At 67.8% G+C, this 17,306-nt stretch carries 19 protein-coding genes, 2 pseudogenes and 1 other annotated feature; of the genes and pseudogenes, 9 read left to right on the forward strand and 12 right to left on the reverse strand.

Annotated features, from left to right (window positions below; genetic code table 11):
* Window positions 1-5 precede the first annotated feature (5 nt).
* Window positions 6-1,196: pseudogene (locus tag JOE61_RS16680) on the reverse strand (IS30 family transposase); the annotation flags it as partial.
* A 54-nt stretch (window positions 1,197-1,250) separates the two neighbouring features.
* Between JOE61_RS16680 and JOE61_RS16685 the strand changes: the two are divergent.
* The 4 genes from JOE61_RS16685 (at window position 1,251) to JOE61_RS16700 (ending at window position 3,956) form a co-directional block, all read left to right on the forward strand.
* On the forward strand, window positions 1,251-1,571 hold the full coding sequence (locus tag JOE61_RS16685) for a transposase (protein ID WP_193670807.1): 321 nt from the start codon (window positions 1,251-1,253) through the stop codon (window positions 1,569-1,571).
* Window positions 1,529-1,672, forward strand: a sequence feature (AL1L pseudoknot). (Overlaps the previous gene by 43 nt.)
* The gene (locus tag JOE61_RS16690; protein WP_204797266.1) at window positions 1,568-2,110 is read left to right on the forward strand and encodes an IS3 family transposase; all 543 of its coding nucleotides are present in this window, start codon (window positions 1,568-1,570) and stop codon (window positions 2,108-2,110) included. It overlaps the preceding feature by 105 nt. The genes JOE61_RS16685 and JOE61_RS16690 overlap by 4 nt, the downstream gene beginning before the upstream one ends.
* 115 nt (window positions 2,111-2,225) lie before the next feature.
* Entirely contained in the window at window positions 2,226-3,479 is a 1,254-nt protein-coding gene (locus tag JOE61_RS16695) for an IS256 family transposase (RefSeq protein WP_193670817.1), read from the forward strand.
* Between the two features lie 84 nt (window positions 3,480-3,563).
* Window positions 3,564-3,956: an integrase core domain-containing protein gene (locus JOE61_RS16700; RefSeq protein WP_204797267.1), complete on the forward strand. Its 393-nt coding sequence runs from the start codon at window positions 3,564-3,566 to the stop codon at window positions 3,954-3,956.
* A 245-nt stretch (window positions 3,957-4,201) separates the two neighbouring features.
* On the opposite strand, the pseudogene JOE61_RS22765 reads toward JOE61_RS16700, so the two are convergent.
* The 7 genes and pseudogenes from JOE61_RS22765 to JOE61_RS16735 all read right to left on the reverse strand — a co-directional run.
* Window positions 4,202-4,558 (reverse strand): annotated as a pseudogene (locus JOE61_RS22765) (DDE-type integrase/transposase/recombinase); the annotation flags it as partial.
* A gap of 308 nt (window positions 4,559-4,866) precedes the next feature.
* The gene (locus JOE61_RS16710) at window positions 4,867-5,160 is read right to left on the reverse strand and encodes a transposase (protein ID WP_204797268.1); all 294 of its coding nucleotides are present in this window, start codon (window positions 5,158-5,160) and stop codon (window positions 4,867-4,869) included.
* Between the two features lie 107 nt (window positions 5,161-5,267).
* Window positions 5,268-6,722: a hypothetical protein gene (locus tag JOE61_RS16715; protein WP_193671065.1), complete on the reverse strand. Its 1,455-nt coding sequence runs from the start codon at window positions 6,720-6,722 to the stop codon at window positions 5,268-5,270.
* Entirely contained in the window at window positions 6,723-7,076 is a 354-nt protein-coding gene (locus tag JOE61_RS16720; RefSeq protein ID WP_307823069.1) for a hypothetical protein, read from the reverse strand.
* A 185-nt stretch (window positions 7,077-7,261) separates the two neighbouring features.
* Window positions 7,262-8,053, reverse strand: a complete 792-nt coding sequence (locus JOE61_RS16725; RefSeq protein WP_193671067.1) for a VldE C-terminal domain-containing protein — start codon at window positions 8,051-8,053, stop codon at window positions 7,262-7,264.
* Window positions 8,054-8,309: 256 nt separating this feature from the next.
* Complete coding sequence (locus JOE61_RS16730) at window positions 8,310-8,837, reverse strand: DUF3093 domain-containing protein (protein WP_307823160.1); 528 nt, start codon at window positions 8,835-8,837, stop codon at window positions 8,310-8,312.
* A complete protein-coding gene (locus JOE61_RS16735) occupies window positions 8,837-9,775 on the reverse strand; it encodes a cation diffusion facilitator family transporter (RefSeq protein ID WP_372440085.1) in 939 nt (312 codons plus the stop codon). The genes JOE61_RS16730 and JOE61_RS16735 overlap by 1 nt, the downstream gene beginning before the upstream one ends.
* 46 nt (window positions 9,776-9,821) lie before the next feature.
* On the opposite strand from JOE61_RS16735, the gene JOE61_RS16740 reads away from it, so the two are divergent.
* The 5 genes from JOE61_RS16740 (at window position 9,822) to JOE61_RS16760 (ending at window position 13,248) form a co-directional block, all read left to right on the forward strand.
* A complete protein-coding gene (locus JOE61_RS16740; RefSeq protein ID WP_193671069.1) occupies window positions 9,822-10,481 on the forward strand; it encodes a DsbA family protein in 660 nt (219 codons plus the stop codon).
* A complete protein-coding gene (locus tag JOE61_RS16745) occupies window positions 10,478-11,071 on the forward strand; it encodes a vitamin K epoxide reductase family protein (RefSeq protein ID WP_193671070.1) in 594 nt (197 codons plus the stop codon). Before JOE61_RS16740 ends, JOE61_RS16745 begins: the two co-directional genes overlap by 4 nt.
* A 13-nt stretch (window positions 11,072-11,084) precedes the next feature.
* Window positions 11,085-11,858, forward strand: coding sequence for a cytochrome c biogenesis CcdA family protein (locus JOE61_RS16750; RefSeq protein WP_193671071.1), 774 nt, complete (start codon window positions 11,085-11,087; stop codon window positions 11,856-11,858).
* Between the two features lie 38 nt (window positions 11,859-11,896).
* Entirely contained in the window at window positions 11,897-12,442 is a 546-nt protein-coding gene (locus JOE61_RS16755; protein ID WP_193671072.1) for a TlpA family protein disulfide reductase, read from the forward strand.
* 95 nt (window positions 12,443-12,537) lie between these two features.
* Entirely contained in the window at window positions 12,538-13,248 is a 711-nt protein-coding gene (locus JOE61_RS16760; protein WP_193671073.1) for a DUF3152 domain-containing protein, read from the forward strand.
* On the opposite strand, the gene JOE61_RS16765 is transcribed toward JOE61_RS16760, so the two are convergent.
* The 4 genes from JOE61_RS16765 to JOE61_RS16780 are packed head-to-tail and all read right to left on the reverse strand — an operon-like array spanning window position 13,200 to window position 17,273.
* Window positions 13,200-14,213 carry a M56 family metallopeptidase gene (locus JOE61_RS16765; RefSeq protein WP_193671074.1) on the reverse strand — a complete coding sequence of 338 codons (1,014 nt, stop codon included), beginning with the start codon at window positions 14,211-14,213 and terminating at the stop codon, window positions 13,200-13,202. The two genes, JOE61_RS16760 and JOE61_RS16765, sit on opposite strands and share 49 nt — an antisense overlap.
* Window positions 14,210-14,575: a BlaI/MecI/CopY family transcriptional regulator gene (locus JOE61_RS16770; RefSeq protein WP_193671075.1), complete on the reverse strand. Its 366-nt coding sequence runs from the start codon at window positions 14,573-14,575 to the stop codon at window positions 14,210-14,212. Before JOE61_RS16770 ends, JOE61_RS16765 begins: the two co-directional genes overlap by 4 nt.
* Window positions 14,572-16,644, reverse strand: coding sequence for a bifunctional copper resistance protein CopD/cytochrome c oxidase assembly protein (locus JOE61_RS16775; RefSeq protein ID WP_193671076.1), 2,073 nt, complete (start codon window positions 16,642-16,644; stop codon window positions 14,572-14,574). Before JOE61_RS16775 ends, JOE61_RS16770 begins: the two co-directional genes overlap by 4 nt.
* Complete coding sequence (locus tag JOE61_RS16780) at window positions 16,641-17,273, reverse strand: copper resistance CopC family protein (RefSeq protein WP_193671077.1); 633 nt, start codon at window positions 17,271-17,273, stop codon at window positions 16,641-16,643. Before JOE61_RS16780 ends, JOE61_RS16775 begins: the two co-directional genes overlap by 4 nt.
* Window positions 17,274-17,306: the final 33 nt, after the last annotated feature.

Here is a 17,306-nt window from a genome sequence, read left to right on the forward strand (position 1 = left end):
CAGGTTCAACCAGTCCATGCAACACCGGCTTGTTGGAGCAACTGTAGGTGCTCGTTGAATGCCTCGGATGGGGTCTTCCAGTCCAGGGTCTTGCGGGGTCTGGTGTTCAGGGCGTGAGCAACTGCTTCGAGCTCGTCGGCGGACCAGCGCGCTAGGTCGGTGCCCTTAGGGAAGTACTGCCGCAGCAGGCCGTTGGTGTTCTCGTTCGTCCCGCGCTGCCACGGCGATTGAGGGTCGGCGAAGAAGACCGGGATGTCTGTCTCGACGGTGAAGCGGGCGTGGGCCGACATCTCCTTGCCGCGGTCCCAGGTCAGCGACCGCGCCAGCTGGGCTGGCAGCGTCGACATGGTGTTGGTGAGCGCGTTCTTCATCGTGATCGCGCCGTAGCCGGCCAGCGCCGGGCCGTTCCTGGGTGTCTCCTTGTGCCGATAGCCGACCTCGCGGGGAAGGTGAACCAGCATCGTGAACCGCGTGGTGCGATCGACGACGGTGCCGATCGCTGAACGCTCCAGCCCGATCAGGAGGTCGCCTTCCCAGTGGCCGGGAACGGCACGGTCCTCGGCTTCTGCGGGGCGCTCGCTGATCAGCGTCTCGGGCGTGACGTGGGCCCAGGTCTTGCGCCGTGATCGTTCCCGTGGCGCGCGCAGCGCGCGGCCCGTGCGCAGGCACCAGACCAGCTCGCGCTTCAACGCGCCGCGGCCCTGGATGTAGAGCGACTGGTAGATCGCCTCGTGGCTGATGCGCATGGCTTCATCATCGGGGAAGTCGACCTTGAGCCGGTTGCTGATCTGCTCTGGACTCCACGCCGTGGACCACCGGCGATGCTTGCGGTGCGGCTTGTTGACGCCCGTGAACCGCGGTGGCTCCGGACCGCGGATGACCCTCCCGTCCGGGGTCGTGATCTGTCCCGACAACCGATCTTGGACGTAGGCATGCAGGCGGGGGTTGGTGACGAGCTTCGCGGCCTTCGGACGCTTGGCTGTCATGTCGGCCTTCCACTGCGCGACCGATGCTCGGTACTCGAGCTTCCCGAGTCGGGGTGGTCGTAGAGACCCTGGACCGCCGCGAGTGGCCGCGTTGCGCCGCAACTCGCGCGACACCGTTGCGGGGTCGCGGCCGATTGCTCGGGCGATCTCGCGCACCCCCACGCTCTGGGCCCGTAGCAGGGCGATCTCCTCGCGCTCAGCGAATGACAGGTTGTCGCGTGCCGGGTCTGATGGAGGCTCTCATTCCACGGAAGGATGAGAGTCATGGCAGCACCGAGGAAGTATCCCGAGGAGCTTCGGGAGCGGGCAATCAGGATGGCGGTCGATCTGCGGCGTGACCCGGCGACCAGGACCGGCGCACTGAAGCGGGTCGGCGATCAGCTGGGGATCAATCCCGAGACGTTGCGCAACTGGGTCTCCCAGGCCGAGGTCGACGAGGGCCACCGTCCCGGCGTCAGCAGCACCGAGGCGCAGCGCATCGCCGAGCTCGAGCGTGAGGTCAAGGAGCTACGGCGGGCCAACGAGATCTTGCGGACGGCCTCGGCTTTTTTCGCCGCGGCGGAGCTCGACCGCAAGCTGAAGTGACCACGGCGGTGCTGGTCGAGTACATCGACCAGCACCGGGCGAGGTTCGGGGTCGAGCCGATCTGCACCGTCCTACGCAAGGCAGGGATGCAGATCGCCCCGAGCACCTACTACGCCGCGAAGTCCCGGCCGCCCTCGGCACGCGCTGTCGCCGACGCGCAGCGCCTGGAGGTGATCCGGCAGGTCCACACCGACAACTACGGCGTCTACGGGGTCCGCAAGATGCACGCCGAGCTCAACCGGCGCGGTCACCGTATCGCCAGGTGCACCGTGCACCGGCTGATGCGCGCCGAGGGGCTGCGCGGGATCAGCAGAGCCAAAGGGCCGCGCACCACGATCCCCGGCACCGGCCCGGATGCCCGCCCGGACCTGCTGGACCGCGACTTCAAGGCACCTGCACCGAATCGTGTCTGGGTCGCGGACATCACCTACTGCCGCACCTTCGCCGGCTGGGTCTACGCCGCGTTCGTCATCGACGTCTACTCCCGCCGAGTGGTGGGCTGGCAGCTGTCGAAGAGCCTGCGCACCGACCTGAGTTGAGTCCAGGGACGTGGTGTACGACGGGCCCGCTGTGAGCGTGGCGTCCTGACACAGCGACGGCCACCGCGTGATCCTTCAGAAGACCTTGCGAAGTCCGACTGAAGGAGTCACCACGATGACCGTCGACCCCAACTCTATTGACCTTCCCACGTTCATGGCCGAGCACCTGCAGCGCGCCGAGCCCGACCTTCTCCGATCGATGCTGTCCACGTTCGTGCAGGCGTTGATGTCGGCCGAGGCGGACGCGATCTGCGGCGCTCCCTACGGCGAGCGCAGCCCGGAACGGACCAACTCCCGCAACGGCTACCGGGTCCGGGACTTCGACACCCGCACCGGCACGATGGAGGTCGCGATCCCCAAGCTGCGCGAGGGGTCCTACTTCCCTGACTGGCTGCTCGAGCGCCGCCGGCGGGCCGAGCGGGCGCTGACCACGGTGGTGGCGACCTGCTACCTGCTCGGGGTCTCGACACGGCGGATGGAGAAGCTGGTCGAGACCCTCGGCATCACCCGGTTGTCGAAGTCGCAGGTCTCGGTGATGGCCAAGGAACTCGACGCCCACGTCGAGGACTTCCGGACCCGGCCCCTCGACGCCGGCCCGTACACGTTCGTGGCCGCGGACGCGTTGACGATGAAGGTCCGCGAGGGCGGCCGCGTGGTCAACACCCACGTGCTCGTCGCGACCGGCGTCAACGCTGATGGGCACCGCGAGATCCTCGGACTCGACATCTGCTCCGCGGAGTCCGAGGCCGGCTGGCTGACCCTGTTCCGCGGCCTGAACGCCCGTGGCCTGTCCGGGGTCAAGCTGGTCACCTCCGATGCCCACTCCGGGCTCGTCGCGGCCGTCGGAGCGACCTTGGAGGGCGCCAGCTGGCAGCGGTGCCGCACCCACTACGCGGCCAACCTGATGGCGATCTGCCCGAAGTCCTCCTGGCCCGGGGTGAAAGCGATGCTGCACTCGGTCTACGACCAGCCCGACGCCAAGGCCGTGCACGCCCAGTTCGACAAGCTCCTCGACACCGTGGCCGACAAGCTGCCCGAGGTCCACGACCACCTCGACGAAGCCCGGTCCGACATCCTCGCGTTCACTGCCTTCCCCAAGGAGATCTGGCGCCAGATCTGGTCCAACAACCCCAACGAAAGGCTCAACCGCGAGATCCGCCGCCGCACCGACGTCGTGGGGATCTTCCCCGACAGGACCTCCGCGATCCGCCTCATCGGCGCCGTGCTCGCCGAGCAACACGACGACTGGATCGAAGGCCGCCGCTACCTCGGACTCGACGTCCTGGCCCGCTCCCGCATGGCCCTGATCAACACCGACGAGACCACCATCGAGAAGGAGGACCTGACACCCGCCGCATTCACTGCCTAGAGTGCAGCCACCGGATCACGCGGTGGCCCCTTCATCCACCACGACCGTGGACTTGACCCCGACCTGGCGCTGGACGCTCTCGAGATGGGGCTGTGGACCCGCGAGCACGCCGGCCAGGACACCACCGGCGTCATAGCCCACAGCGATAAGGGCGTTCAATACCTCGCGGTTCGCTACACCCAGCGCCTGGCCGAGGCCGGCGCCGTCGCATCCGTCGGGTCGACGGGCGACTCGTATGACAACGCCCTGGCCGAGGCGTTCAACTCGCTGTTCAAGGCCGAGCTGATCCGCAACAAGGGCCCCTGGAAGAACATCGACGACCTCGAGATCGCCGTCGCTGAGTACATCGACTGGTTCAACCACCGACGCCTGCACGGCGAGATCGGACTCGTCCCACCCGTCGAGTTCGAGGAAGAGCACTACCGGCACAACCCCGCGCCGACTACCGTCGACGCGTCACTTCAGAGCCTCCACTGAACCCGGCACGCGACAGGTAGCGGCCAGTGGGTGTGAAAGTCAGATCGAACGGCGCCATGCCGCCAGCGTTGCGGAACCACCGCTGACCGACCGCTTGCGCCACGCCGACCACAACGGCGGCCTCGATGGGCAGGAGCCCTTTGGCGATCTCGGCCCAGAACGCTGCCTCGACGTGACGCTGGAACTTCGGGTGACCAGGCGAGCGAAGCTTCGGCCGGACCGCTCGATCTGCTGCTTGCTGACGACGCACCACTGAACACCTCCATGTCGAGGTGTTGCGACGACCGATTGATTCCGCCCTGGGATCCGCGGTCGCTGTGGACCACGCAGCCGGCGACGTCGCCGCGTCGGGCGACCGCGTTGTTGAGCGCTGCGACGGCTAGGCGGGACTTCATGCGCGAGTCGATGGAGTAGCCCACGATCCGGTTGGAGTAGACGTCCTTGATCGCGCAGAGGTACAGCTTGCCCTCGCTGGTGCGGTGCTCGGTGATGTCGGTCAGCCAGAACTCATTCGGGGCGTCGGCGTTGAACTCGTGGCGGGTCACGCCGTGCTTGTCGACCACGGCGCACAGGTCGTCGTGGACCGGCGGGCCTGGCTGCTTGGCCTTGCCGCGCTTGGGCTTGCCGAACGCGCTCCACCAGCCGTTGCTCGAGCAGATCCGCCACGCGGTGCGTTCTGCCATGGCCTCGCCTGCCTCGAGGGCTTCATCGATGAGGAAGCGGTAGTCGAACTCGGGGTCGTCGCTGTGGGCGTCGAACAAGGCGTTGGCCCGGTAGGCCTCGACCAGCTCGGCGTCGTTGACCGGGCTGGCCAGCCAGCGGTAGTAGGGCTGGCGAGCGATCTTGAGCACCTGGCACGTCACCGTGACGGGGATGCCGTCCTCGGCCAGCTCGCGGGCGAGCGGGTACATCATTTTCCCGGCAGGTTGGTCTGGGAGAGATAGGCCGCCGCGCGGCGCAGGACCTCGTTCTCCTGCTCCAGCAGCCGCAACCGCTTGCGAAGCTCCCGGTTCTCAGCAGCCTGCTCGCTCGTCGGGCCGGGCGTGGCGCCGTCCTCGACATCGGCCTTCTTCATCCACCCCGTCAGGCAGGACTCGCTGATCCCGAAGTCAGCAGCGATCTGCTTGAGGTGGACGCCTGGCTCACGGCTGCGCGCGACGCGCACGACGTCGTCACGGAACTCCTGGGGATAGGGCTTGGGCACGGTGTACATCCTTCCAGCGGCACCTCTCGGCACCACAGATCAGATGTCACCTACTCGTGCAGCAGTCCCCAGAACCCGCGGAGAACCTGGGGCGCTTCAGATCGACCTCATCCCCCGAACAGCAGGTACAGCCCGCCGAAGGTGTAGGCGACCATCACCAGCAGTAACGGCAGCTGCCCGACGATGTGGAAGCGCCGCGGAAGCACGGCCAGTGCACGGTCATGAGCAGCGATGACTCCCAGCACGTGTCCTGCAACGATCGCCACGACCTTGGTCGTCGCAAGGAATGTCGGGTGGTCGGAGAGCCAGTAGTTGACCTCCCACGTGGCGGTGCCGAGAAGGTCTGCGCCGGTGCCAAGGGGGTCGGAAAGCTGGACCAGGGTGAGCTGACCGGACTCGACGAGCAGGGTCAGGTAGTGAGCAGTGATGTACCCGACGATGATCGGCACCAAGGAGTGAGCGAAGGTACCGGGTAGTGGGCCTCGCCGAGTCCCTCCCTCGACTCCGGTGCTCTTGGTCGCCGTGACGAACAGCGCCGCCACCACGGCGCACATGCCTGTGAGGACGGCGGTGTTGACCACGAGCATGTTCGCCTCGGTCGACTGGCTGAAGCGTACCCAGACGTTCCAGCTCCGAAAGCTGTCGAAGGCCGTGGACCCCAACAGGACGGACAGCACCGCCACGAGACCTGGCTCGCCGGGCAGAGTAGCGAGGTTGCGCAGCGGTGAAAGCAGGACCAGCGTGCCGTCCTGTCGCCGCCCCCAGACCGAGAGTCGGGACACCGCCGTGGAGTAGACCTCGAACGGGTCGGCACGTGCGATCCAGCGGGGCCCAAACAACACCCCGCCCATGACGACGAGCGCGAAGTAGATCGCGAACCACAGGCGTACTGGCGCGAGGTAGTTGGCCTCGGGATAGACGAGCTCGAACCACACGAAGCACAGGAGAGCAAGCGCTGCCGGCCAGTAGCCGACCCAGGCGGGTAGCGCGCCGACGACGCCGTTGGCGCAGCACTCACAATCGGGAGTGTCGTCGGTCGAATGGCGGTGTCGTCGGTCAGGTTGACCGCTCGGCACCTGGAAGCTCCGAGCGCTGCCGAGCGTGACGATGAGCAGGTAGATGCTCCGGGCGGGGTTGATGGCTCGGTAGAAGGGACCGAACAGCAGGGAGGCTGGGACGATCCCGACCCAGAGAAGCACGAAGACGACCCCGAACGTCGGGTTCATCGACAGGTCGGGGCCCCTCACTGCCGCCCACGTGACGTAGGCCAAGAAGGCCAGCCCTGCGCCGCGCGCGAGGACCTCGAACGCACGGCTGTCGACCAGCCTCCCCAGGAACGCAGGGGCTGGGACGCCCGCGTCGGCGGGGACGAAGGGCAGCGGAGTCTCTCGGGAGCAGGCTGCTGCGGCCGCCGCATTCGCCGGGGCGGCGTAGCGCGGACGGCGCCACGCAAACAGCAGGACTAGGAAAGAGACGGCCAAGGCGGCAGCACCACCCACGATGGCAAGGTCCGCTGGGATGGGGAGGTCTTCGGGACCGCCGATCCCGTGTGTCTTGAGCACTCAGCGGACCGCCAGCTGTGCAATCACGGCCCCGGTCTCGTGCTCCTCGACGTCGACTGCGCCGGGGTTGTCGATGATCAGCTGCTCGGTCGTCGTCCCGGCCTCGAAGCTGATGACCTGCTCCGGTCTCGAGTGCACGTGCAGTTCACCGGCTCGGTCGGCCTTGAAGGTGATGCTCAGCGGTTCTCCGACCTTGAGGTCGAGTGTGGCTCCATTCGGAGAGATACTCGAGCCGTCCACGATCACCTCCAGCACCTCGCCCGATGGCGCGCTCGACGTGACGCTCTCGGGGGCGGCTGATCGGCTCGGCGCATCATCGGTGGGCGCGCTGGTCGTGGAGCCGTTTCCGTCCACAGGCCCCGTCCTAGTGCCATCGCTGCCGGAGCAGCCCGTCGCGAGCGAAGAAAGGCTTAGGGCGAGGGTCGCGGTTCCGATCATACGGACGGTCACCCGGTGATGGCGTGGCTGGAGCGGCATGTTTGGTTGTCCTAGTCGTTGGCGGGTCCAGTGGATGGCCGGCAGCGGCTGACGCGGCGACGTCAGTTAGTGGTCACGTGGACGTGGTCGTAGTGGTTGGCCGTCACGGACCCGCGGTCCTCCATGGACCGCCAGCCCTCGCCGTTCCTCTGGACCGACCAGATGTTCTGAGCGTGGATCACGTAGGAGACGCCGAGCCGGCTGGAGTTCTGCCTCACGAAGTTGGCCACCTGCCACGCCGCATCGCCGCTCACCATGATGTCCACAGCGATGCCCTGAGCGTGCTCACCATCGCTGCGCAAGGCTCCGTAGATCGTGATCTGGGGGAACGCCGCGCACACTGCCTGGTGGACCTCGACGATGTTGGGGCTGACCCCCGACGGTACTGACGTGCCGTTCGTGCAATTGCCGCCGTCGGGCTGGTCCTCGACGGATGAGCCGATCGCCTCGGAAGGTGCCGGTTCCGGTTTGGCGTCGATGAGGTATCCCTGAGTGACCCAGCGAGAGCGGCCGTCGAGCACGACCTCGACGCGCCCTCGCAGCGACCGGCCAGTCACGAGGACGGGGGAGGCGGCTTCTAGAAGACCCACCAGACGAGCCTTCTCGGTGGGTGTCGTCCAAATGTTGAGCGGCGCCGTGGTCCACCGCTTCGCGCTTGCCCGACGCACCGCTGCCTTTGTCGGTCCGGGCGCGAGCATGCGCTCAACGCGGGTGGGCGCCGGCTCCAGCCTGTCCTCAGAACGAGAGATGATGGGCTGGCGCTCGAGCTCGCGCTCGAGTTCGAGCTGGCGCTCCTCGGGGGTCGTCGTCTGGCGAGGAGTCTTGCCAGAGTCGTCCGCGGCGTTGATGGTCACCTGGGACTCGAGGGGGTTGGCCGACACGCCCCAGGAGACGGCAGCGATCGTTCCCGCTGCCGCCAAGGCCACAGCGTGTCGTGCGCGCAGGCGAGAGGGGACCCATGGGGCGGGGTCGCGACGATGATGAGGCACTGCAGAAATCCTTGGATTGACGACGAAGGGACGTGCGGCACCCCGGGTGGCAGGGCGGCCGCACCGCCAGTGCGGCAATACTATTCAGGATAGTAGAAAGGCGTCGACTCCGTCGAACGACTCATCGGGACGGTGGGCTGCACTCGCGGGCCACGGCGTCCAGGGCGGCTACCAAGAGTTCTGGCCGCCGAGAGCTGATCAACCAGTAGGGCGTGGGGTCGTGTGCGTCGTTGATCCAGATGCGGACCCCGGTTCGGATGTAGGGGCGCAGCAACAGGTAGGCGCGAGCGTCGGCCTCGTGGCCAGATGCGGCCCGCATCTCACGCACGTCGAGTGCCTGCGCCGCCCCGAGGTAGTGGCTCGCGATGCGGGCCCGGCCGGCCTGCAGCGAACTGTCATCGACCTTGATGGTGGCCGAACCGTAGGTGCGCAGCATCATCGCCGACACGAGCACCAGGGTGGCGGTGATGCCCCAGGTCAGGGACTCGGGGACTGCGACGATCATGGCGAGCCAGAAGCTGGCGAGCATGAGGTTCCAGAGCACCCACCAGCGGACGGGGACCCGCAGTCGCTCTCGGAATAGGTGCGCCCGCTGGTGCATTGCCCCACCTTTTGTCGTCATCGGCCGGTCAGGGGTCAGTCCAATCATCACCAGGTCGCGCTGTGGCAGTCCTGGCTGGGATCGGCTTCCACCTGTAAGGTGGCGTGCTCGATCCCGTGCTGGTCGCGCAGGACAGTCTGCGCGCGCTGGAGCACCTCGCCTGAGTCGGCTCCGACCCGGAGTACCAGGTGTGCTGTCGCCACGTTCATTCCCGAGGTCAGCGTCCAGGCGTGGACGTCGTGGATCTCGGCGATCGCCGGGAGTGCCTCGAGGTCGCTGACCAGGCTTTGGAGGTCGACGTCTCGGGGGGCGTGCTGCCCCAGCACGGTCAGGACCTCCCGCCCCAGGAGGACTGCTCGCACTGTCACGAACAACCCGATGGCCATGGCAACTCCGGTGTCCCACCCAGAGGCGCCGGTGAGGGCGACGAGCAGCCCACCCAGCAGTACCCCCACGCTTCCGGCGGCATCCGCCACCACCTCGAGGTAGGCCCCTTTGACGTTGATCGACTCTCGTGACCCGGATCGCAGGAGGAAGAGGCACACGACATTGACCAACAGCCCTAGAGCGCCGACCAAGAGCATCGGTCCGAACGACACCGACACGGGTTCGCCGATACGCCCGACTGCCTCGGTCACGACGTACGCCGATACGCCCAACATCAGGAGCGCCGTGAACCCGGATGCGAACACCTCAACGCGGTAGGAGCCGTAGGTGCGTCGCCCTGAGCGGTCCGGTCGTGAGGCGATTGTCGTGGCTGTCAGCGCGGCGCCGAGCGCGACGACGTCGGCCGCCATGTGTCCGGCGTCGGACAGCAGTGCAAGCGAGCCGGAGACGAGGCCGACGATCAGCTCGATGACGAAGAAGCCGGCGACCAGCACGAACGCGACACCGAGACGCCAGCGATGCCGCGCCCCGGCGTGCCCGTGTCCATGCCCTGCTCCCATGAAAGTGTTCCCTCCTACGTCCCACCTTGAGGCGCTCATCCTTTGCTACTATTCAGGATAGTACGAATCGAGGAGATGAGGACAGGTGCGCAGGCAGACGAAGGTAGCGGTCGTAGCGGCCGCCGTGCTGGCGGTCGCGGCAGTGGTGCTGGGTCTAGTCAGTCAGTCCCGCCTCGATGAGAACGAACCCGTCGCCGCAGCCTCGGCCGGGGAGGACGCCGTCGTTCGCGACGAGAGTAGGACGTTGGGAGAGCCTGCGTCGACCGGTGTCACCTTTGTGGAGTTTCTCGACTTTGAGTGCGAGGCATGCCGGGCAGCCTTCCCCATCGTCGAGGGACTGCGGGAGGAGTACGCAGGGGACGTCACCTTCGTGATTCGGTACTTCCCGCTGCCCGGACACTTCAATGCAGAGCGGGCGGCTCGGGCCGTCGAGTCGGCTGCTCGGCAGGGGGAGCTCGAGGCGATGTACACGCAGATGTACGAGACCCAGTCAATGTGGGGCGAGTCGAGGGAGCCGCAGGACGAGCTTTTCCGTTCCTTCGCCGAGGACCTCGGGCTCGACATGCAGCAGTACGACGCCGACTACACCTCCGAGGAAGTGGCCGACCGGGTGCAGCGCGACGTCGAGGACGGACGGTCCTTGGGCGTTCAGGGCACACCCACCTTCTTCGTTGACGGCGAGCCGTTCTTGCCGGAGACGGTGGAGGACTTCACGGAGGTCCTCGACGAGGCGCTGGCGGGGTGAAAGTGTGGTCGGATCGGCGCTTCGCTCTCGGTCTGCTAGCTGCCGGCGCCATCGGTCTGGTCGCCTCGACGACTCTTCTGGTCGAGCGTCTGCGCTTGGCGGGCGACGAGGCCTACGTGCCTACGTGCAGCATCAACCCCGTGCTCAGCTGCGGGTCGATCATGGAGTCCTGGCAGGCGTCGTTGCTGGGCTTTCCCAATCCGATCATCGGAGTGGCCGCCTTCCCGGTCGTGCTGGCCACCGGCGCGGCGCTCCTCGCGGGGGCGAGCCTGGCTCGCTGGTACTGGGTGGGACTGCAGGTCGGGGTGACTGCGGCCCTGGCGCTGGTGGGGTGGCTGGCCTTCCACAGCCTGTACCGGATTGGTGCCCTGTGTCCGTACTGCATGGTGGTGTGGGCGGTCGTGGGACCCCTGTTCTACTACGTGACGATGCGGAACCTCGTGCAGGGCGTGTTCGGCGCCGCGGTGGCTGGCAGCGGGCCCGCCCGGGTGGTGCGCGAATGGCATGCGCCGGTCCTGCTCCTGGCGTTCGTCGGCCTTCTCACCTTGATCTCTGTCCGCTTCTGGTCCTACTGGTCGACCCTGTGGTGAGGGGGGAGCTCCGATGAGCCTGCTCTCAGTGCAGGACCTGATCCTGGACGGTTCGCTCTTGGTCGCCCTGCCCGTGGCCCTGGTCGCCGGTCTGGTCTCCTTCTTCACTCCGTGCTCGCTGCCGCTGGTGCCCGGTTATCTCTCGTACGTGGCGGGCATGGCTGGCGCGGAGTCCGGGAGCGCTGGTCCGGACGCTGGGGCTCGTTCGCGCACCGTTGCCGGCGCTGCGCTGTTCGTCCTGGGCTTCGCGACGGTGTTCACCAGCTATGGCCTGGCGCTTGGATCCTTGGGGTCGCGGCTGCTCGTCCACCAGGAACTGATCTGGCGCGTGTCCGGCGTGTTGACGATCGCTCTGGGGCTGCTGTTTGCCGGTGCAGCCGGCCGCCTGCCGCTGCTGAGCAGGACGCTGCGACCTCGCGTGACGCCCAAGGCAGGCCTGGCGGGCGCTCCACTCCTGGGGGCAGCGTTCGGGGTGGGGTGGACCCCGTGCATCGGCCCGGCGCTGGCTGCGGTGCTGGCGCTGGCCACGACGTCGGCGACCGCCGGGCGGGGAGCGGTTCTCTCCTTGACCTACGCCATCGGCCTCGGGCTCCCCTTCATCCTTGCGGCATTCTCCCTGGCTCGGGCGGTCCGCGTCTTTGCCTGGGTCCGTGCTCGAACCGTCTGGCTGACCCGGGGCGGAGCGCTCGTGCTGGTGAGCGTCGGGCTGTTGCAGGTGACCGGGGTCTGGTCGCAGCTGATCGCACAGGTCCAGGTACTGGTCACCGGATGGCAGGCACCGTTGTGAGCCGGGGACGCCGAGTTCTGGGTGTGTTGACAGTCGCGGTGACTTTCGCTGGGGTGCTCGCGGTTCTGCTGTGGCCGGAGGAGCCCGGCTCGCATCGGGCCACGACGCCGGGCCGCGAAGTGGATCTGGTCCAGCAGTACGCCCCCTCCGAGCGAACACAGGTCTCGGACTTCAGCGCCCGCTTGCTCGACGGGTCCGTGTTGGACAGTGCGAGCCTGCGCGGCCAGGTCACCGTCGTCAACGTCTGGGGGTCGTGGTGCGGGCCGTGCCGACAGGAGGCCCCGGTTCTTGCCGATGCCGCAATGAAGCTCGAGGGGCGCGTCCGGTTCCTGGGCATCAATGTTCGAGACAGCCCGGACGCCGCCCGTGCGTTCGAGCGATCCTTCGACGTTCCCTATCCCAGCGTCCACCCCGACGACAGCGCAGCGGCGCTGCTCGCCTTCAACGGCGCCCTGACGTCGGCAGCGGTCCCCACTACGGTCGTCCTGGACACGCGTCTTTCCGTGGCAGCCCGGGTACTCGGTCCCGTCGATGCCACGACCCTTCGCGGGCTGGTGGAGGAAGCGAAGCCGGAATCGCGGTGAAGCGCGTGGGCCGCCACCGCCGTGCTCGGAAACCTGGGCGTGTTGGAGCACGTCGCCGGGCCAGACCGGTCGGTGCTGTCGCGGGTGTCGTATTGGTGCTCGCCGGTGCACTGGCATCGTCCAGCCTGCCGATCGACGCCACGGGAAGCGGGCAGGGGAGCGGGAAGGAAAGTGCAGGGGGATCGACGATTTCCCCCGCCGGCCTGCCGGAGCCCCTGTTCCAGCGCCGCATCGCGGGACGTCGACTCCAGGAGTTGTCGTCCAGGGAGCTTGCGACCCTCGTGCAGCCGGACGGGCCGGGCACATTCCGAGTCGCCCGTGCATCCACGGCTGCCGACCCCGCGGTAGTCGATGTGCGCTACACCGTGGAGGTGGAGAACGGTCTCCCTTTCGGCCTGTCGGACACAGCGGCAGTCATCTCTTCCACGCTCCGCGACGCCAAAGGCTGGAGCGCAGTGCTGGGCGTCAGCCTCGAGCGGGTCGATGCCGGTGCTGATCTTCGGGTCCTGGTGGCAACGCCCATGACCACCGACGAACTGTGCTCCCCTCTGGCGACGAAAGGTCGAGTCTCCTGCCGCAACGGAGGACTGGTGGTCCTCAACGCTCGCCGTTGGGCCGCCGGGGTGAGCCACTACAACGGAGCCGTGCCACTCTATCGGCGGTACCTGATCAACCACGAGGTGGGCCACGCGCTCGGTCAGCAGCACGCGGAGTGTCCTGGCACTGGAGAGCCGGCGCCCGTCATGCAGCAGCAGACCTACGGCCTCGACGGCTGCCGTGCCAACGCCTGGCCGTCAGTCGCGTGAGCGACTGGGACGTCGTCGAGCGTCAAGAGCCTGCAGCAGTCGCGGGCTGCGGCTTCGAGAGCAGGCGCGAGGGCGATCGATACCGGCAAGGACAACAAGGCAACCGCGACGACCCCGACCAGGGTGCCTCGTCCTCGTCGCACGCGTGGCGGAGGGGTGGTCAGGCGTCGGACTCGTTGCACCGCGGCGGTCCCGGTTGCGCCGAGTGCGGCTTCGGGTCGGGTGCCGCTGCCGAGCGTGACCAGCGCCCTGGCCAGCGAGCGGCGATCCGCACCACTGGACGCCGCGTCGTCGGCGGACATCTCGACCAGGATGGCTATGTGCTGGTGTGCCTGCTCGAAGAACTGGATCCTGCGGAATGTGCGGGCCAAGGCGCCCGAGTGCGCCAACGCGACGTCGTGGCGTGCACGCAGATGTCGATTTTCATGGCCGAGCACCAGCAAACGCTCCCTCGCCGTGAGCATGTCCAGCGCACCGCTGGTGAAGACCACCGTTCCGGGGCCGCCGGGCAGGCAGTAGACGACGGGCCTGTGGTCCTCCACGACCGTGAAACCCTCAGGATGGGGACGCCCGACGAGGCGGAGGCCTTCGCGTTGCGCTCGGCGGGCACGGGCCACTGATCGCAGGCATCGTCCCGAGGTGAAGAGCAGCAGTGCGGCGCAGGTGCCCGCGACGGCCAGCCCGACAATGCCTGGCCAGATGCCGAGGGGGGTGTTGTAGTGCTCGACGATGGTCACGGTGTGGGCGCCGAGGGCGTCGGCCAGCAGAAAACGCAACGGGAGGAAGGGCAGGGCCGAGGTCACAGCGGCGAGCAGGACTGCCAGGATCACGGAGGTCGACAGCGCTTGCCATGCGATGATGCCCGAGCGGGGGGCTTGCACGACCCACCGCGCCCCTGCCAGCAGTCGTGCACCTAGGGTGCCGGCCGCCACCGCATAGGCCAGCAGCGCCAACGCCGCGGTCATGTCGGCGGCTCCGTCCGGTCGGACAGGGCGGCTCTCAACTCATCGACCTCGTCCTTGCTCATCTTCCCCACGAAGTGCACCAGGGTCGATCGGCGGTCGTCGGTGTCGGCCAGCACCTGCTCCAGCAGTGCTGCGGTGTGCTCCTCCCGGGTGGAGCACGGCGAGTACAGGTAGGCCCGACCCTGCTTCTCCCGGCGGACCATCCCCTTGGAGTGCAGGTTGTCCAACACCGTCATCACCGTTGTGTAGGCCAAGGCCCGCTCGGCGCTCAAGTCCTCCAGCACCTGGCGAACCGAGACAGGGCTGTCCGAAGACCACAAGCGCTGCATCACGGCGGCCTCGAGCTGTCCCAGCTGCCTCATTCGGGGCTCCTGTCCTCGTCCGTCGCGGAAACGACCGTCATCGTAGACGCCCCCGGTTTCGTCGATTGTCTGGAGAGGCTCTGCAGGTAGTCGTTGTAGGCACGCAGCTGTCGATCGTCCTCGCGCAGCTCGCTTCGGTCGAAGCGTCGCCGTTCGCGACGGTCGGCATGCACCCAGGACACCAGCAGTGCCACAGCCATGACCGCCAGAGGATACTCACCCAGCGCCCACCCCAGCGACGCTCCCAGGTACTGGTCCTCAGGCAAAGGGGCTCCCCAGTCCCGGTCGAGCGCCTCGAACCAGTCTCTGGCCAGCACGGTGGTGCTGGCCATCAAGCTCACCGAGAAGAGGGCGTGAAAGCCGAACGTGACCATGACCAGGAGCGCGCGCAGCGGGTAGGCGGGGCGGGTGAGGCCCGGGTCCGCGCCCACGACGCACTCAGCAAAGAGATAGCCGGCCAGCACGAAGTGCACAGTCATGAGCACGTGCCCGGTGTGGGTCTCCAGGGAGAGGCCGAACAACGAGCTGTAGTAGAAGGCCACCATGCTGGCCACGAAGAGGACCGACGCCACGATGGGGTGGCCGAGCAGTTGAGCGGGGAGCGAGTGGACAACCTGGAGCAGCCACTCCCTGGGACCACGAGAGTCGTCGTCGCGGCGCTTCAGGGTCCGGAGAGCCAAGGTGACGGGCGTCCCCAGCACGAGGAAGGTCGGAACGGCGGTAGCGATGGTCATGTGCTGCACCATGTGCATGCTGAAGAGGACACGTCCGTAGGTCGCCGGCGCCCCGTTGGTCGCCCAGAGGAACAGCACGCAGCCTGTGATCCAGCACGCCGTGCGCAGCCATGGCCAGGGGACGCCGCGCCGGCGCAGTCGACGCACGGCTACCAGGTACCACGTCAGCGCGGCCAGACCGACAGGAAGGAAGAGCGCATCGGGGCTCCAGCGAGTCAGCCAACCGGCTGTGTCAAGGCCGGGAGGCATCGGGCTGCCCAGGAGCGACTCGGTCAACGTGAGTGTGGTGGACGCTCCGTCCCCCTCCGGCGGGTCGGTTCGGCCGAGAGCGACGCCGAGGCCGGCGGCGGTGAGCAGGACCAGCACCTCGAGCACCACGAGTCGCCAGAATGACTGCGTCCGCCCGGCCGCGACCTGGGCCAGAAGGCTTCGCCGTTGCCAGAGCCCCGCGAGGAGCAGGACGACGATCGCGGTCAGTTTGAGGCCGAGCAGCGCGCCGTACGACGACACAAGGGACGCGACGTCCGGTACCCGGATCCAAGCCCCGGCGAGGCCCGACACCGTCACCAGTGCTGCGCACCACCCCGCCAAGGTGGAGTAGCGTCGCGCCACCGTGCCCAGGGTCGGGCCGAGACGAGCGCCGACGAAGGCAAGCCCCACAAGTCCCCCACCCCAGACACCGATGCCCACCAGGTGAAACATCTGCAGGCTGACGGCTTCATCGTGGCTCAGGGTGCCGGCCGCGTGACCAGTGAGTGCGACGGGCCACAGCGCGACCAAGGAAACGACCGTCAGCGCGCCGAGGGTGGCGGTGCGCGACGCCGTTGCACAGCCAAGGGCTACGACCGCGGACAGTCCGGCCCCCCACAGCAGGTACTGGCCGAGCTCGTAGGAACGAGCGAAGAAGATGGCCTCCTGCAGGAACCCCCTGGCCCCCACGGCGCTGCCCGACGCATCGGAATAGACCAAGGCGACCAGAAGTCCATTCATCGCGACCCAGGCCGTGGCGCCAAGCTGCGCGACGGCCACGAGGCGGGCCCGCACTCCGGTGATCCGCGCCTCGTCGTCGCCGGGCTCGGGGGGCACACAGGTGCTGGCCAGGACCAGGGTCCCGACCGTGAGCATGGCGCCCAAGTCGCGAAGCGTCTGGACGACAGGGAGCCCCACGCGCGTGATGGTGCCCGGGTCCGGCAACCCGGGAACACCCAGCGGTGCCAGCGCCCCCGTGAGTGACGTGGCGAGGAGAGCGACAAACACCGCCCACGAGACCGCACCGATGGCACCGACGGTGCGGGTGGTGCGGGTTGTGCGGGTGGCGACCGTCGCGCTGGTCATGCCTCACTCCTGCGGCGGGTCAGCCTGACGGTTGCGACGCCGGCGAGGAAGACAAGGACGATGACGACGGCGCCGATGACGACGAGGAAGCCACCCGACACGCCTGCTGGCTCGCTGGGATCGGGGTCGGTGCTGGCGCTGACGGGCGGGGGAGTGTCGGCGGGCGGCGTGGCCTCCGTCGGTGCGTCTTCCTCGGCAGACTGAAGCTGCGCCGCGGAGGAACGGACGGTGAAGGTAAAGCTGCCGGCGACGGGATGTCCGTCCCGGGACACGACCCGATACGAGATGCGCCACGGGGTGCGGCCCCCTGGCGTGGAGGTGTCACTGGTCCGACTGCGAGGAACGGCTGCGACCAGCTCGGCCGGGCTCGCGCCGTTCGACAGCTCCAGGTCGAGAGTCTCGCCGCCACCGATGCGTGCAGTGATCGTGCTCAGCCCCGGACTCATGTCCTCGGTGAAGGTCAGGGTGAGGACCTCGGGCCAGGTGTCCAGCTGGGCGCCGTCCGCCGGATCGACGGACAGCAGGTCCGTGTGCGCCGCGGCGGGTGGCGCCGCCAGCGTCCCGACGCAGGCGACGAGGAAGAAGGCGAGTGTCGCGATCCCGCTGTGACGCCACGGTGAACGAGTCATTTCTTACCTCGCGCGATGAGATACATGGCGACC

The sequence above is a fragment of the Nocardioides salarius genome (genome assembly GCF_016907435.1).
Taxonomy (GTDB): domain Bacteria; phylum Actinomycetota; class Actinomycetes; order Propionibacteriales; family Nocardioidaceae; genus Nocardioides; species Nocardioides salarius.

Excerpts from the sequence above, each read along its gene's own strand:
- JOE61_RS16750 (WP_193671071.1), top strand. The coding sequence starts at position 11,085 with ATGAGCCTGCTCTCAGTGCAGGACCTGATCCTGGACGGTTCGCTCTTG.
- JOE61_RS16770 (WP_193671075.1), bottom strand. The coding sequence starts at position 14,575 with ATGAGGCAGCTGGGACAGCTCGAGGCCGCCGTGATGCAGCGCTTGTGG.
- JOE61_RS16765 (WP_193671074.1), bottom strand. The coding sequence starts at position 14,213 with ATGACCGCGGCGTTGGCGCTGCTGGCCTATGCGGTGGCGGCCGGCACC.
- JOE61_RS16700 (WP_204797267.1), top strand. The coding sequence starts at position 3,564 with ATGGGGCTGTGGACCCGCGAGCACGCCGGCCAGGACACCACCGGCGTC.
- JOE61_RS16775 (WP_193671076.1), bottom strand. The coding sequence starts at position 16,644 with ATGACCAGCGCGACGGTCGCCACCCGCACAACCCGCACCACCCGCACC.
- JOE61_RS16695 (WP_193670817.1), top strand. The coding sequence starts at position 2,226 with ATGACCGTCGACCCCAACTCTATTGACCTTCCCACGTTCATGGCCGAG.
- JOE61_RS16780 (WP_193671077.1), bottom strand. The coding sequence starts at position 17,273 with ATGACTCGTTCACCGTGGCGTCACAGCGGGATCGCGACACTCGCCTTC.
- JOE61_RS16735 (WP_372440085.1), bottom strand. The coding sequence starts at position 9,775 with ATGAGCGCCTCAAGGTGGGACGTAGGAGGGAACACTTTCATGGGAGCA.
- JOE61_RS16685 (WP_193670807.1), top strand. The coding sequence starts at position 1,251 with ATGGCAGCACCGAGGAAGTATCCCGAGGAGCTTCGGGAGCGGGCAATC.
- JOE61_RS16730 (WP_307823160.1), bottom strand. The coding sequence starts at position 8,837 with ATGATTGGACTGACCCCTGACCGGCCGATGACGACAAAAGGTGGGGCA.